The organism is Gordonia sp. 852002-50395_SCH5434458 (assembly GCF_001665905.1).
Taxonomy (GTDB): Bacteria; Actinomycetota; Actinomycetes; order Mycobacteriales; family Mycobacteriaceae; genus Gordonia; species Gordonia jacobaea.
This window is the reverse complement of the sequence record NZ_LZTC01000035.1, coordinates 74753-89109: the sequence shown is the minus strand read 5'-3', so window position 1 is coordinate 89109 and position 14357 is coordinate 74753. Positions and strand designations below refer to the sequence as shown.

The window sequence follows — 14357 nt, the reverse complement described above, 5'->3', positions numbered from 1 at the left end:
TCAGTTCGCTACTTCTCTGGTCAGCGCAGCGGCCAGGTCGTTCGCGTTCACCACCGGAAGGTCGCACACCGCGCCGCGGCAGACGTACGCCGCGTCGTGACCCTTGACCGGCCCGCGGCCGTCGAGCAGCGGCTGCGAGTCGCGCGCACCCGACACGACGATCGCCCCACCCGGAGCGAGTCGCCTTGCCGCAGTGGCCAATTCGCCACTGCTGCGGGAGTCTTCGGCGATCGCGACCTGGATCGGCCCATCGCGGCGCGCCTCGGCGACGGCCAGCCAATGCCCCGCTGACCGAGGCACTTTGGCCAAGAGCACGCTGCCACGCGTCAACGTCTCGTCGACGATGCTCGCGTAGCGGGTCGCGGGACCCATCCGGGCGAGTGCCGACGCGACGAGCGTGGCCTCGGCCACGAGCGAGGCGCCCGACGGCGTCGCACCGTCGGCCGGGTCCCGGGGCCGCGCGATGAGTGTTCCCTGCGCGGCGTCGAACCAGGCTCCCGCCTCGTCGGGGTCGGCGAACGTCTCGATAGCCTCGTCGAGCAACGCCAAACCCTTGTCGCACCAACTTGTTTCGCCCGTGACCTGATAGACGGTCAGCATCGCGGTGACCAGTGCAGCGTGGTCGTCGAGTGCAGCCAGCGGCGCACCGACAACTCCGCCGAGAGATGAACGCCGCAGTTGTCCGTCGACGAGATGACTGTCGACTAGCTCGGTCAGCACCTCGACAGCCAGGTCCACCCAGTCGGAATGCCCCAGCGCCGCGCCGGCCTCGGCGAGTGCGGTGACCGCCATGGCGTTCCACCCCGTCACCACCTTGTCGTCGCGCGGGGGTTGCGGGCGCGACGCCCGCGCGGTGAGGAGTCGACGCCTGACGTCCGCGTACCGGTCGGGGTCGTCGGGGTCGGTGCGCAATTGCAGCGTCGACGCACCGTGCTCGAAGGTTCCCGCTTCGGTGACGCCGAAAAGCGCTGCGGCCCAATCGCCGTCCTCGTCACCGAGAACCTCACGCAGTTGGGCGGGAGTCCACACGTAGGTCGAGCCCTCGACGCCTGCGGCATCGGCGTCGAGCGACGAGGCGAACCCGCCGACGACACGCAGATCCCGACGCAGGAAGTCGACGATCTCCTCGGCGATCCGGCCGGACAGCGGGTCGTCGACGATCCTCGCGAGATGCCCGTACACGCGGAGCAACTGGGCGTTGTCGTAGAGCATCTTCTCGAAATGCGGTACGACCCAGTCGTTGTCGACCGCATACCGCGAGAAGCCACCGCCGAGTTGGTCGTAGATTCCGCCACGGGCCATCGCATCGGTTGTGCGCATCACGGCCTGCAGAGGCGCGGCGTCTCCTGAACGTTCGTAGTGGCGCAGGAGACCTTCGAGCAACGCGGACGGTGGAAACTTCGGCGGTCCACCGAACCCGCCCGCGGCCTGATCCTCGTCGCCGAGCACGGTGGTGACCGCGTAGTCGAGTAGCCGTTCATCGACGTCGACACCACCTGCCGGAAGCGCAGAAGCGGCGTCGGACAACGCTTCTCGGACCCGTGCGCCCATCGACTCGATCTCGCTGCGCCGCGTCGTCCACGCCTGCGTCACCGCGGAGAGGATCTGCCGGAACGAGGGCATTCCGCCGCGTGGGGTGTCGGGAAAGTAGGTGCCGCAATAGAAGGGCTCACCAGAAGGGGTGAGAAAGCACGTCATCGGCCAGCCGCCCTGGCGTGTCATCGCGACCGTCGCGTTCATGTAGATCGCGTCGATGTCCGGACGTTCTTCGCGGTCGACCTTGATGCAGACGAAGTCGCGGTTCATCTGCGCGGCGGTGTCGGCGTCCTCGAAGGATTCGTGCGCCATCACGTGGCACCAGTGACATGCCGCGTAGCCCACCGACAGCAGTATCGGGACGTCGCGTCGCACCGACTCCTCGAGCGCGGCATCGGTCCACTCGCGCCAGTCGACGGGATTGTCGGCGTGCTGCCGGAGATAGGGACTCGACGATGCGCTCAGTTGATTCGGCATGTCCGATCCGTTCCGTCGCGAGAGTCGGTGGGGTCCCTGCTACCGGTCGAACCACGGGGTCAGGTGTTGCCGGAATCCCGCCGCAGCCCGGGGTTACCGGTGGTGTCGGAGGCGCTGGTGGTGTCGGCGCTGACCGATACCCCGTTGCCGGCGTCCGTCGCCATGCCGTGGTCGTCGGCGTGGGCGGCCCGCTCGGAGTCACCATCGGCAATACCCGCGCCCGCCGCATCGGTGCCCTCATCAAAGGCCTGGTCGGCTTCGGGGTGATTGGCGTCGAACGACTTCGGCAGCTTGCGGAGTTGCTTGTTCATCGAGCGGATCAGCAGTGCCGTGCCGATGAGCAGAACCACGATCACCAGCAGACCGATCGGCGAGGCCTTGCCGAACTCGGGTCCCTGCGGTTGCTGTGCGGCCAACACCGCGATTGTCGAGAACGTCATGACGTCGCCTGCTCCCCAACCCCGACGGCTTCGTCGTCGAGCGATACACCTGTGAACAGGTCTGTTTCCGGAATCGCGGTGGTCACCCGCGTCTGTGCCAACTCATATTCCTCGGTGGGCCAGAGTCGCTGCTGCCACTCGAGCGGGACCGCGAAGAACATGCCGTTGGGGTCGATCTGCGTCGCGTGTGCAAGCAACGCATCGTCACGCTGAGGGAAATACTCCGCGCATTCGACCTGAGTCGTCACGCGTCCCATCAGATCGCCGCGACTGGGATCCCACTTGGAGAGCCACTCGGCGAACGGACTCTCCTGGCCGTTCTTCTCGAACTCCTCGGAGAACAGCACCATGCGGTCGCGGATGAATCCATGCGTGTAGTACAGCTTCGACACCGTCCACGGTTCGCCCGCGTCGGGGAAAGCCGCCGGGTCGCCCGCGGCCTCGAACGCCGCCACCGACACCTTGTGGCACATGATGTGGTCGGGATGGGGATATCCACCGTGCTCGTCGTAGGTGATCATCACGTGCGGGCGGAACTCGCGGACGAGCGCGACGAGTTTCTCCGTCGGCACCTCGACGGGCAACGTCGCAAACGAGCCTTCCGGCAGTGGAGGCAGCGGGTCGCCTTCCGGCAGGCCAGAGTCGACGTAACCGAGCCACGTCTGCTCGACGCCGAGCGCAGCTGCGGCCTTCGCCATCTCCTCTTTGCGGACCTCGGTCATCCGCTCCTTGATGCCCGGACGATCCATCGCCGGGTTCAAGATGTCGCCGCGTTCGCCACCGGTGAGGGTCACGATGAGGACCTCGTTGCCCTCTGCGGCGTATTTGGCCGATGTGGCCGCACCCTTGCTCGACTCGTCGTCGGGATGGGCATGCACTGCCATGAGACGGTAGCCGCCCTGCGTGCGCGATTCGGTCACGGTTCCTCGCCTTCGGATACGTACTCCTCTCATGGTAGGTATTGACCCGTGAACAGTTCAGACGGGGGCACGCCGCAGGAACCCGACCTGCACAAACAACCGCGTAGCGGACCGCGTGCCACCTATCCCGTCGCACAGTCGGCGCGGAGTCGGCGCCTGTGGTTCATCGCATCGGCCGTCACCGTTGTCGTCGTCGGTGTGATCCTCGCCGCAATCGGCTACAACAAGTTCGCCGATCCCGATGTCAGCGGACAGGCAACCGGCTACGAGATTCTCGACAACTCGTCGGTCGCCGTCCTGTACACGGTCACCCGCAAGGATCCGACCCAGCCGGTGGCGTGCGTGGTCCGCGCCCGGGTCAAGGACGGCTCCGAGGCGGGGCGTCGTGAGGTTCTCGTACCGCCCGGCACCCAGCAGCAGGGACTACGCACCGTCGTCAAGACGTCCGGACCACCGGTCATCGGCGAAGTCTTCGGCTGCAGCACCGACGTGCCCGCCTATCTGACCTCCACCGCGTCGTGACAGACGAGCGCCCCGTGCCGACCTCGGCCACTCCCGACGGTGACGCCGGCGTTCGTGACGCGAGGGATGAGCACGTCAAGAAGGGGAAGCCGGACAAGGCGGTTTTCGCCCGTCTGAGCAGCCCGTACTTCCCCGCGTTGGTGGCACTGTTCATCGGCGTCATGCTCATCAGCAACATCACCGGCACCAAGGGTGTCGTGTTGTTCGACAGTTGGCTGCACCTCGACGTCGGCCCGATCCACATGAACGGCCTGGTCACCGACGGCGCGTTCTACCTGTTTCCGCTGGCATACGTCCTCGGCGACGTGATCAGCGAGGTCTACGGGTTCAAGGCGATGCGTCGAACGATCCTCGCGGGCTTCGCCGTCCTTCTGCTGGCCTCCCTGTGTTTCTGGGCAACCATCCACCTGCCGGCAGCCGACTTCTACGACGGCCAGGACGCGTTCACCCGCGTCGCCGGAGTGGTGCCCCAGTTCCTCCTCGCCGGGTTGGCCGGATACCTCGCAGGCGAGTTCCTCAACTCGTTCGTGCTCGTGAAAATGAAGCAACGCGCGGGCGAGAAGCGACTCTGGGCACGACTTCTCGGTTCGACCGTCGTCGGCGAATTCGCCGACACACTCGTCTTCTGTTCCATTGCCGCATCCGCACTGGGGATTTCGACCTGGGGCGACTTCATCAATTACACCGCCGTCGGATTCATTTGGAAAACGCTCGTCGAAATCCTCGTCATGCCGATCACCTACGGCGTGGTCGCCTGGCTGAAACGAGCCGAACCCAGCTACCAGCAGGCACTCGCCGAGGTCAACACGACCGACGTGTGATGTGCCACATCCGTCCGGATTTGGTATCCTGACTGAATACACGGCTCCGAGAGGGGTCGTGTTGCTGCATTTAGAGCAGGCCCACATGCCCTACCGCGTGTGACAAAACGAAACACGTGCGCGCATGAAGCATGCGGGCAGACCAAGCATTTAGAGCAGTCCATGTGTCCCGATTCGGGACAGTGCCCCGGTTCAGACATTGCCGGGGAGCGGACAACACAAAGGAGTGACCGATGACCGACACCCAGGTGACCTGGCTGACCCAGGAGTCGCACGACCGCCTCAAGAGCGAGCTCGACTCTCTGATCGCCAACCGTCCGGTCATTGCTGCCGAGATCAACGAGCGTCGCGAAGAGGGCGACCTCAAGGAGAACGGCGGCTACCACGCCGCACGCGAGGAACAGGGCCAGCAGGAAGCGCGTATCCGACAGCTCCAGGAGCTGCTCAACAACGCAAAAGTCGGCGAGGCCCCGACGCAGTCCGGCGTCGCATTGCCCGGTTCCGTCGTCACCGTCTACTACGACGGCGACAAGAGCGACGAAGAGACCTTCCTCATCGCCACCCGCGAAGAGGCCCAGGCAGGCAAACTCGAGACCTATTCACCGAGTTCGCCGCTCGGCTCCGCTCTGATCGACGCCAAGGTGGGCGACACCCGCGAGTACACCGTTCCCAGTGGCTCGGTGATCAAGGTGACGCTCGTCAAGGCCGAGCCGTATCACAGCTGACCCACTTCGGACCACAGCACGATTGAAAGGTTGCTGGGGGTTGCGGTTTCCGCAGCCCTCAGCAACCTTTCGTCGTATCTCACCGCGAGGTGATCAGTTCAGGCGCACCTTCACGCCACCCGAGAACATCGAGTCGTGCAGCTCGATGGTCGTCGGATTCGCATCCTTCGGCATGTCGAAGACAACCTTGGCGTTGACGGTGTTGCCGGGATTGATGTTGTCCCACACCGGAATGTCGGAACCGCCGAGAGCGATCTGCGCGGACGTGCTCGGTTCGAACGTGCGGCCCTGACCGTCGACGAGCTTCTGCTCCGACGGCGAGAAGCTCTGCGGCTTGTTGCTCGTGTTCTGCACCGTCATCGAGACGACGACGAACTGCCCCTGCGCCTGCTCGGTCAGGTAGGGATTGTCGCCGACGCTCGACAGACCCTTCTCCACTCCCGTCACGACGAACTCGAACTTGCCGTCGCGCACAGGAGTGTTGAGTCCTGCTGCCCCGCCGCCCTTCTCGGAGTCGGCGTTCTTACCGTCGCCGTTCTTCTGGTCGGCACCCTGCTGCGACGAGCCGGCCGACGTCGAGTTCGACGACGAATCCGAATCCGACCCGCCTCCGGACACCGCGACGATGATCACGATCAACACCACCAGCGCACCGAGGACCCACGGCCACTTGCGCCGCTTCTTGGGCGGCTGGTTGACGGGCTGACCGCCGGGAGCCTGAGGAGGAAAGCCGTACTGCGGCACCGCGTTCGGCGCTCCGGCGTACTGCCCGGCATCAGGCTGCGGGTACGCGTACTGGGGTGCACCGGACTGGGGCGCACCGGACTGGGGTGCGCCGGACTGGGGCGCACCCGACTGGGGAGCGCCCGACTGGGGAGCGCCCGACTGGGGAGCGCCCGACTGGGGCGCATTCGGGGGGTTCGTCATTGGTCTTCCTTCGTTCACGACGCCGTACGTTCGGCGACGAAGGGGACTCTATGGATCGAGTCCGACAAAAACGGCCTTGCGGTGCGTCGTCCGAACGAGTGAATCTGATGCCTCGCGGATTCACCGCGAGCCCTGACCCCGACCTGAGACGAGTTTGGCCAAAACGTCTCGTGCGGGTGTTTCGCGATGCTAAGACTCAGGTATGAAAACGCACATCACCCTGCGTCGAGTCGGGGCCTTCGCCGCTGCCGCGGCCGTCGGATTCCTCGCCTCGGTCTCGACACCTGTCCCCGCCGACGCGGCCCCCGCGCCGCTGGCGTACGTCAATCTCGGAGACAGCTACTCCGCGGGTTCAGGCGTATCCCCCACTGCGGCAGACAAACCCGGCAGTTGCACGCAGTCGAGCAACAACTTCGCGCACGTGATCGCGCGCCGCAACGGCTTCTCCCTCAACGACGTCAGTTGCGGTGGCGCACAGACGAAAGACTTCTTCACCCGCCAATATGCCGACGTCGCACCACAATTGCGCGCACTGCGCCCCGATACGCAACTCGTCACACTGATGATCGGAGGCAACGACGGCAACGTCTTCGCTGGCACCGTCGAAAAGTGTGTCGCAGCAGGCGTCGCCGCGGGATTCCGGGACACGCCATGCAAAGCTCAGTACGGCTCGACGATGACCCGCGAGATCCAGACCGCAACGTACCCGAAGATTGTGAACGCGCTCAAGGCAATTCGGGCGAAGTCGCCCGCAGCCCGGGTGGCGATCGTGAGCTACCCGCTCATCATGCCCGCGACCGCGCAGGCGTGTCCCGATCTGCCGGTTGCCGCGGGCGATCTGCCCTATGCGCACGGCATCCAGACCGCACTCAACGACGCCGTCAAGCGTGCCGCCGCGGCGACCGGGGTGACCTACGTCGACGCGACCACACCGTCGATCGGCCACGACAGCTGCAAGCCCGTCGGCGTCCGCTGGGTGGAACCGATCTTCGGCATCGTTCAGCCGGTCCCCGTGCACCCCAACGCACTTGGCGAGCGCGAGATGGCAGGCATCGTCAGTCGCGCCCTCGGCCTGGCTCGGTAGCGAGCCTGGAACCCACTACGCATATGTGTGTCGAATTGAAGGAGTTGGGTGCTGCAGCACCCAACTCCTTCGATAAGGTCCACATGTAGGTGTGGCGCAGCCGATCTCACGCAGCGTCGTCGCGCCTGATGGTCAGCGCGCCCGATTCCTCGGAAACCTGAATGTCGCTGCGCTCCAGCGTGACTCCGAGGCCGTCGAGCATCTGGAAAAGCGGCCTACCCGACGGCACGCTCGACATGTCGTCACCCGGTTCGACACTGTAGTTGGCCACCTCGGTCACCAGCGATAGTCGCCATGCCTCGCCGCGCAGCGGCTGCAGGTCGCGGCTGCGGGTCAACGGCTGCACCTCGAACGACCCGCATGTCGTCGTATCCTCCTTCGTGCACGCTCCCCCGAGCCCGATGTCGGCGAATTCGGCGTGCGACCACCACAGCACGGCGTCGACGTCGACGGTCGGCGTGATGAGCCCGTTGGGTAGCGGCCCCTCCGTCATACGGGTCAGTGGCTTCTCGAAGACGAGGAGCCCGGCGGTGCCCAGTTCGGGTAGTACGCGAATGCCCGCACCGCCGTCTGCGGACCGCGCCTCGCCGGTGACCGACTCGGGCACCCAGATCGGCGAGACCCTCGAAAGAACCTCGGCGGACGTATCGGCGCGGCCGAGGAGTCCGCGCAGCATCTTGTAGAGGTCGACGCTCTCGATGTAGTCCTCGGCGAGATCGGCGCATTCGTCCTCGGTGAGTGCGAGATCCCCGTCCCGGTACTGATCGAAGCGCGCCATCGCGTGGAGCATCCGCACGCCGACCGGGCGTATGTACGCCGCCCACTCCTCGGCCAGCCCGCGGAAGGCGTGGACCAGGGCGGCCTGAACGTCGGGCATGCCCGACGCCGCCCACGGAATCCGATTGAGCTGTCGTCGGGTAGCGGCGTGATACTCCCGATCACTGCCGGTGGTGCCGTTGCGCTTGCGGCCGACAGTTGGCTTGCGTGACTTGTGATTTCGTCTCCCCATGCGCTGCACGCTAAGCCTGATCACGCCGGGAGTCACCGCGCCCATCCACAGGCAACGCGCACATCACAACGGGTCACAGGTTATCCACAGCTCTGCCCCAGACCCTCGCTAACCTGCGCGTTCATCGTGTAGTCAGAGCATTCAACCATCCAAAGGAGGACGGACCATGAAGATGCACAAGCAGCCAATCCCCGACGTTCCGCTCGTCGTCCTCGACGACGACGCCCTCGTTTCCCATTACGCCAAGACCCTGTTCGACGAGGGCACGCCGGTTGCCGTGGTCAGCAGCAACTACTACGACGTCGTGCCGTTCATGTTGCGCAACAACGGCCACACCGTCGCGCTGGTCGCCGACGTCGACGACACGACACAGCTGGCGGAGGCGATCATGATCGTCGAACACCGCCTCGGACACGTCGCAGCGGTCATACGTTACGAAGCCGACCTGGCGACAGCGCCTCACCGCGACTCGACGCACTCCGCATCCGCGGCGTGACCTCTGCTGCCATCGCCGGCCACCGCAGATTCCGACACCGCAGATCAGACGCTGAAAACCATCGACGCCACCGCATGACAGATGACGTAAGGCCCACGACAGTCGCGTAGTACAGGCTTGATGCCATGACTACGACAACCACCACCACTGCGACGACGAGCGCGTCGAACCCCCTGGGGTCCGAACTTGCCATCGATGCACGCGGACTGGTCAAGCAATTCGGCTCGAACCGAGCCGTCGACGGGGTCGATCTGGCGGTCCCGACCGGTTCTGTGTACGGCGTCCTCGGCCCCAACGGAGCGGGCAAGACGACCACCGTCAGCATGCTGGCCACGCTCCTGCGACCCGACGCGGGCTCAGCCAAGATCTTCGGCTACGACGTCGTGCACGATTCGACGGCCGTCCGCTCGCTGGTCGGCGTCACCGGCCAGTACGCCTCGGTCGACGAAGACCTGACGGCGAGACAGAACCTCGTCGTCTTCGCGCTGCTGCTCGGCTTCTCGCGGAAGGCCGCCAAGGTCCGAGCCGACGAACTGCTCGACGAGTTCGCCCTCACCGAAGCCGCCGACCGCCCGCTCAAGGACTTCTCCGGCGGCATGCGTCGACGCCTCGACCTCGCGGCAAGCCTCATCGACACCCCACCCCTGCTGTTCCTCGACGAGCCGACCACCGGACTCGACCCGCGCACCCGCGCCCAGATGTGGGACACCATCCGCCGACTCGTCGCCGACGGCGCAACCGTGCTGCTGACAACCCAGTACCTCGACGAGGCGGACCAACTCGCCGATCGCATCGCGGTGATCGACCACGGTCGTGTCATCGCCGACGACACCGCCGACGCACTGAAGAACTCGGTGGGCGCGGCGACACTGCAACTCGCACCTCTGGAACGGTCCGACGCCCCGCGCGTCGCCGAGATCGTCGAACGCGTTCTGGGCGAGCCCGCGGCGCTGTCGGCCGAAGCAGGCAGGATCTCCGCTCCACTGCATCGTCCGGATCTCGTACCAGACGTCCTGATCGCGATGCGCTCCGACGGCATCGCCGTCGACGAGATCAACGTCCAGAAACCGAGCCTCGACGAGGTGTTCCTCACCCTCACCGGCAAGCCTGCCGACCCTCAGGACCCCACCGACTCTCGAGACACAGCCCCCACCGACGACGCAGCCACGCAGCAGGAGGACCTCCGATGACCACCGCACTCCCCCGAGCCGCCACGCCCGCGGCCATCACCACCGGCGCCATCCGAGCACGGGCGAAACAGTCCGTCTCGCTTGCGGAGACCGCACGCCAGTCGCTGACCATGGCCTACCGCGGCGTGCTCAAACTCCGGCACAACCCCGAGCAACTGTTCGACGTGACCATCATGCCGATCATCTTCACGGTGATGTTCACCTACATCTTCGGCGGCGCCATCAGTGGCAACGTCTCGTCGTATCTCCCCGTCATCATCCCCGGCATCCTCGTCCAGACCGTGGTGATGAGCTCCATCGTGACCGGAACGCAGTTGCGTGAAGACATGGACAAGGGCGTCTTCGACCGATTCCGCTCGCTGCCGATCGCACGCATCAGTCCCCTGGCGGGAGCCTTGCTCGCCGACGTGATCCGCTACCTCATCGCGAGCATCATCACTGTCGTGATGGGCCTCATCATGGGCTGGCGTCCGAATGTCCTCGGCGTCATCGCGTCGGTTGTCCTGGTCATGGTGTGCAGCTTCGCCGTCTCCTGGATCTTCGCACTCATGGGTTGCATCATGAGCAAAGCCTCTGCCGTGCAGGGAATCTCGATGCTCGTCGTCTTCCCGTTGACCTTCATGTCGAACGCGTTTGTTCCCGTCGACACGATGCCGGGCTGGTTGCAGGCATTCGTGAACGTCAATCCGGTGAGCCACCTGGTCACCGCGGTGCGTGAGCTCACCGCGACGGGTCACGCCGGTATCCACGTGGTGTGGGCGCTCGCGGGCGCTGCGGTCATCACCGCGGTCTTCGCTCCGCTCGCCGTGCGCGCATACATGCGCAACGCCTGACCAGCACAACGCCTGACCCAACACACAACGACGGGCCTGCCACGCGGCAGGCCCGTCGCTCTGTGTGATCTCAGGCCCGGCGGGGCGCCTTCGACGCAAGCAGTTCGGCGAGTTCCTCGGTCGCGCGTCGGCGTGACATGCTCGGGATGTCGGCGGTGACGTCGTCCCACTCCTCCTGCGTCAGCTTCGACGCCCCGACCAGATCGGTCACGACGGCGTAGTACCCCGGATAGTCGACGCGAGCCTTCAATCGTTTGCCGAGCATCAGTAGCCGAGCGCCGTCGCGCCTGGTCTCGCTCCTGTCGCACAACACGCATCCCGCTGCGAGCGCGAGGTTCGCGGACTGAGGAATGTCGGTCCACCCACTCGGCGACAGGGTCTCGGCGACGCCCGCGGCGAGCACGGGCAACAGCGCACGTGCACGATCAAGCTGCTCCGTGCGCACCAGACCGATGGCGGCAACACCGATCAGCATCGCGGCCCCGGGATCCCGCGCCGCCATCGGATGCTCCCGCAACAGCAGGTCTTCCGCCCGGGCGAACATCGCAGCAGCATCAGCCAGATCTCCACGCGCGTAACGGAGTTCGCCGATTGCCAACATCATTCCGGCGAAAACCTCGGGAAACCCGCGCGGATCGGGGTCTTCGGGCGTCCAGCCGTCGGCGACGTGCACCAATTGTTCTTCTGCGGCGTCGAGTTGGTCCAGGTTGATCAGCGTCACCGCGAGGTAGCAGCGGGTCTGCATCTCGTCCTCGAAGGAACCGAGTCGCACCAGATCGGCGATTCCGCCCCGATAAAAGTCAACGGCGGCAGACCAATTCGCCTGCTGACTGTGAATTCCGCCGAGACTCACCTGAGACATCGCCGACATCCAGTGGTCACTCCCGAGCCGCGACCGCTTGCGCAGAGTCTCTCCGTCGCGTTCCGCCTTGTCCAGACGTCCGAGGTTCTCGGCAAGATTCATTCGTCCGCCGAGCGCTGTCGTCGCGACCCGCTCATCGGGACTCTGGGTGCCACGCACGATGTAGCGGATGGCTTCGGTCGTGCTCCGACTCAGCACGCAAGCGGTCATCAGTTCGGTTGGCTCGAGATAGATCCGAGCGGGATTGTGCAGTCGTCGCAGGTAGTACCGCGCACGTGCGAGCTCTCGAAGGTCTTGGCGCAGCATCTGGTGCGTCATCGACGCGAGAACCGTTGCCTCCCAATCACGCCGCCGCTCATCGGAAAGATCGCGAGGAGGCGTCGGCAACACGTCGATCAGCCGCGACCCCCAGTTCATGATCTCCGCGTGCAGGCCACGCGCCATCCAGAACCCCGCGAGAATGGGAAAAATCCGCACCGCACAGTCGACGGCGTCGGCTACCTCTGCGTCGTCCTTCTCGCCGTGCGCGATCACCCCCGTACCGATCACCTCCGTGCAGTGGCGGAGCACCCAGACGAGGTTGTCGACGTCGGCGGCCACGCGGGTCATAAGCCCTGCATCGACACCGGACTCATAGCCGGCAACCGCCTCCGACGCAACGGATCTGGCCCACTCGCGCATCGCGGAGTTGACCTCCGACGACAGTCCCGGCTCCGCGGCGAGTTTCTCCTCGCCGAACTCGCGGACCATCTCCAGCATCCGATACCGCACCCGACCGTCGGCCTCGATCACGGTCAGCAACGACTGATTGACCAGCGAAGCGAGAGTGTCGTCGAGCCGAAACCCGCGATAGCCCAGCACGATTCCCGCCGCGTCAGCCGTGAACCCGGCCGGAAATCTGCAGAGCCGTCGCAGCGCCTCACGCGCATCGTCGTCGAGAAGGTCCCAACTCCAATCGATCACGGCCCGCAGCGTGCGATGCCGGTCCGGAGCGCTGCGGTCCGTCCCGCGAAGCAGTGCGAATCGCTCCGTCAACCGATCGGTGATCTCCTCGACCGTCATCGTGCGAATTCGGGCTGCCGCCAACTCGATTGCCAACGGTAGGCCGTCGAGGTGCCGGCACAGTTGCGCGACGGATTCGTGCGGCAGATCGGCGTCGGGCCGCACCGCGCGGGCACGGGTGACGAACAATTCGACCGCGGCGCCGTCGTCGGTGACGTCGAGCGTCGGTAACCCGAAGATCTGCTCGGCGGGCAGCATCAGCGGCGAACGGCTCGTGACGAGGATCTTCAACGACGAGTCGGCGGCGAGCAGATCGGCCACCAGGCGTGCACACCGCTCGATGACCTGCTCGCAGTTGTCCAGGATCAACAGCGCGTCCCGCCCACGTAGGGCGTCGATCAATCGGTCCTGCAGATCGCCGGTCGGCGCGATGCGGGGTCGGGCGTTGGTGCCGAGGTCCGACTCACCGACACCGAGCGTCGCGGCGATGGCGGGCACCACGTCGTCGTCGTTGCGGATCGGTGCGAGCGGCACGTAGTAGACCGACGATCCTTCGTCGACGAGGCGGTGTCCGACGCGGTTGGCTACCCGCGTCTTGCCCACTCCGCCCGGTCCCTGGATGGTGACGACGCGATTTGCCTTCAGCTGCTCGAGGATCGACGCGACGTCGCCCTCGCGTCCGATGAGGTCGCTCGTCTCCACCAGCAGACCCGCCTGCATGCTCGAGCGTCGCGGACTCGGAGCGGGTCGTCGAATATCGAGTTCGCCCTCGGCGAGAAGCGCGTTGTGGAACTCGGTGATCGTCGACCCGGGGTCGACGCCCAACTCTGTCGATAGCCGACGGCGCAGCGCGGCGTACACGGCGAGCGCGTCGGCGATACGTCCCTCGCCGGCAAGTGCACGCATCAGGTCAAGTGCTGCCGTTTCATCCAATGGATCACGTGCACACCGTTGTTCAGCGAGCTCCCGCGCCGTCGTGTAGTCGCCGGCGTTCATCGCAACCGCGCTGCGGGCACGGTTGAGCGCGTCCTCGACGTGTCCGGCTCGTGCCCGGATCTCGCCGATCAGCGGTGCGGCCTCGTCTCCGAGGTCGTCACCCGGCTCGCCCCGCCACCACGACGCGGCGTCGTCGAGCGCGGTTGCGGTGCCCTGCGCGATGAGGTCGTCGACGATCTCGATGTCGGTGCGGGCGCCGACCAGGCGATACCCGCTTCCCGACGCCTCGATGCGCCCGGCTCCGAGGACGCCACGCAGTCGCGAGATCTGGGTGTGCAGCGCCGCGCCGGGTGACCGTGGCGGATCGTCGCCCCACACATCGTCGATGAGCCGCTCAGCCGAACGGGTGCGTCCACCGGCCAGCGCCAGCGATGCCAACAACCTCTTGGCGCGGATACCCGGTACCGTCACCAGATCGTCCGGCGTCACCGGCGAATCCGGCGCCGCGGACACGCCTGCGGCGACGGGACCGAGCAGACCGATCACGGTTGTTGCGGGGGCGGACACTGTGCCAGAT

At 65.8% G+C, this 14357-nt stretch carries 13 protein-coding genes; 7 read left to right on the top strand and 6 right to left on the bottom strand.

From position 1 onward, the window contains the following. Genes A5785_RS06860 through mca form a run of 3 tightly spaced genes read right to left on the bottom strand, consistent with a single transcriptional unit; the run spans position 1 to position 3406 of the window. Positions 1-2013, bottom strand: a complete 2013-nt coding sequence (locus tag A5785_RS06860) for a thioredoxin domain-containing protein (protein WP_064865431.1) — start codon at positions 2011-2013, stop codon at positions 1-3. A gap of 59 nt (positions 2014-2072) precedes the next feature. Continuing rightward, entirely contained in the window at positions 2073-2453 is a 381-nt protein-coding gene (locus tag A5785_RS06855) for a hypothetical protein (protein WP_005202063.1), read from the bottom strand. Next, positions 2450-3406 (bottom strand): mycothiol conjugate amidase Mca, encoded by a 957-nt coding sequence (gene mca / locus A5785_RS06850; RefSeq protein WP_064865429.1) that lies wholly within the window; start codon positions 3404-3406, stop codon positions 2450-2452. The genes A5785_RS06855 and mca overlap by 4 nt, the downstream gene beginning before the upstream one ends. Before the next feature lie 15 nt (positions 3407-3421). On the opposite strand from mca, the gene A5785_RS06845 reads away from it, so the two are divergent. From A5785_RS06845 to greA, 3 genes are all read left to right on the top strand, one after another. Next, positions 3422-3895 (top strand): DUF4307 domain-containing protein, encoded by a 474-nt coding sequence (locus A5785_RS06845; protein ID WP_005202067.1) that lies wholly within the window; start codon positions 3422-3424, stop codon positions 3893-3895. Between the two features lie 113 nt (positions 3896-4008). Continuing rightward, positions 4009-4716 (top strand): queuosine precursor transporter, encoded by a 708-nt coding sequence (locus tag A5785_RS06840; RefSeq protein WP_064865636.1) that lies wholly within the window; start codon positions 4009-4011, stop codon positions 4714-4716. A 233-nt stretch (positions 4717-4949) separates the two neighbouring features. Then, positions 4950-5441, top strand: coding sequence for a transcription elongation factor GreA (gene greA / locus A5785_RS06835; protein WP_005202069.1), 492 nt, complete (start codon positions 4950-4952; stop codon positions 5439-5441). 93 nt (positions 5442-5534) lie between these two features. On the opposite strand, the gene A5785_RS06830 is transcribed toward greA, so the two are convergent. Continuing rightward, positions 5535-6368: a DUF4352 domain-containing protein gene (locus A5785_RS06830; RefSeq protein ID WP_064865427.1), complete on the bottom strand. Its 834-nt coding sequence runs from the start codon at positions 6366-6368 to the stop codon at positions 5535-5537. Between the two features lie 202 nt (positions 6369-6570). On the opposite strand from A5785_RS06830, the gene A5785_RS06825 reads away from it, so the two are divergent. Continuing rightward, a complete protein-coding gene (locus A5785_RS06825; protein ID WP_005202072.1) occupies positions 6571-7452 on the top strand; it encodes an SGNH/GDSL hydrolase family protein in 882 nt (293 codons plus the stop codon). Positions 7453-7558: 106 nt separating this feature from the next. Here the strand turns inward: A5785_RS06825 and A5785_RS06820 are convergent, their stop codons facing one another. Then, a complete protein-coding gene (locus A5785_RS06820) occupies positions 7559-8461 on the bottom strand; it encodes a hypothetical protein (protein ID WP_231894755.1) in 903 nt (300 codons plus the stop codon). A gap of 166 nt (positions 8462-8627) precedes the next feature. On the opposite strand from A5785_RS06820, the gene A5785_RS06815 reads away from it, so the two are divergent. The 3 genes from A5785_RS06815 to A5785_RS06805 all read left to right on the top strand — a co-directional run bounded on the left by A5785_RS06815 (position 8628) and on the right by A5785_RS06805 (position 10980). Beyond that, positions 8628-8957 (top strand): hypothetical protein, encoded by a 330-nt coding sequence (locus A5785_RS06815; RefSeq protein ID WP_005202075.1) that lies wholly within the window; start codon positions 8628-8630, stop codon positions 8955-8957. A 125-nt stretch (positions 8958-9082) separates the two neighbouring features. After that, a complete protein-coding gene (locus tag A5785_RS06810; protein WP_064865424.1) occupies positions 9083-10147 on the top strand; it encodes an ATP-binding cassette domain-containing protein in 1065 nt (354 codons plus the stop codon). Further along, positions 10144-10980 carry an ABC transporter permease gene (locus tag A5785_RS06805; protein ID WP_005202077.1) on the top strand — a complete coding sequence of 279 codons (837 nt, stop codon included), beginning with the start codon at positions 10144-10146 and terminating at the stop codon, positions 10978-10980. Before A5785_RS06810 ends, A5785_RS06805 begins: the two co-directional genes overlap by 4 nt. Positions 10981-11050: 70 nt before the next feature. Here the strand turns inward: A5785_RS06805 and A5785_RS06800 are convergent, their stop codons facing one another. Then, positions 11051-14347 carry a BTAD domain-containing putative transcriptional regulator gene (locus A5785_RS06800; RefSeq protein WP_005202078.1) on the bottom strand — a complete coding sequence of 1099 codons (3297 nt, stop codon included), beginning with the start codon at positions 14345-14347 and terminating at the stop codon, positions 11051-11053. Positions 14348-14357 lie beyond the last annotated feature (10 nt).

Excerpts from the sequence above, each read along its gene's own strand:
- A5785_RS06805 (WP_005202077.1), top strand. The coding sequence starts at position 10,144 with ATGACCACCGCACTCCCCCGAGCCGCCACGCCCGCGGCCATCACCACC.
- A5785_RS06860 (WP_064865431.1), bottom strand. The coding sequence starts at position 2,013 with ATGCCGAATCAACTGAGCGCATCGTCGAGTCCCTATCTCCGGCAGCAC.
- A5785_RS06825 (WP_005202072.1), top strand. The coding sequence starts at position 6,571 with ATGAAAACGCACATCACCCTGCGTCGAGTCGGGGCCTTCGCCGCTGCC.
- A5785_RS06815 (WP_005202075.1), top strand. The coding sequence starts at position 8,628 with ATGAAGATGCACAAGCAGCCAATCCCCGACGTTCCGCTCGTCGTCCTC.
- A5785_RS06820 (WP_231894755.1), bottom strand. The coding sequence starts at position 8,461 with ATGGGGAGACGAAATCACAAGTCACGCAAGCCAACTGTCGGCCGCAAG.
- A5785_RS06830 (WP_064865427.1), bottom strand. The coding sequence starts at position 6,368 with ATGACGAACCCCCCGAATGCGCCCCAGTCGGGCGCTCCCCAGTCGGGC.
- mca (WP_064865429.1), bottom strand. The coding sequence starts at position 3,406 with ATGAGAGGAGTACGTATCCGAAGGCGAGGAACCGTGACCGAATCGCGC.
- A5785_RS06810 (WP_064865424.1), top strand. The coding sequence starts at position 9,083 with ATGACTACGACAACCACCACCACTGCGACGACGAGCGCGTCGAACCCC.
- greA (WP_005202069.1), top strand. The coding sequence starts at position 4,950 with ATGACCGACACCCAGGTGACCTGGCTGACCCAGGAGTCGCACGACCGC.
- A5785_RS06855 (WP_005202063.1), bottom strand. The coding sequence starts at position 2,453 with ATGACGTTCTCGACAATCGCGGTGTTGGCCGCACAGCAACCGCAGGGA.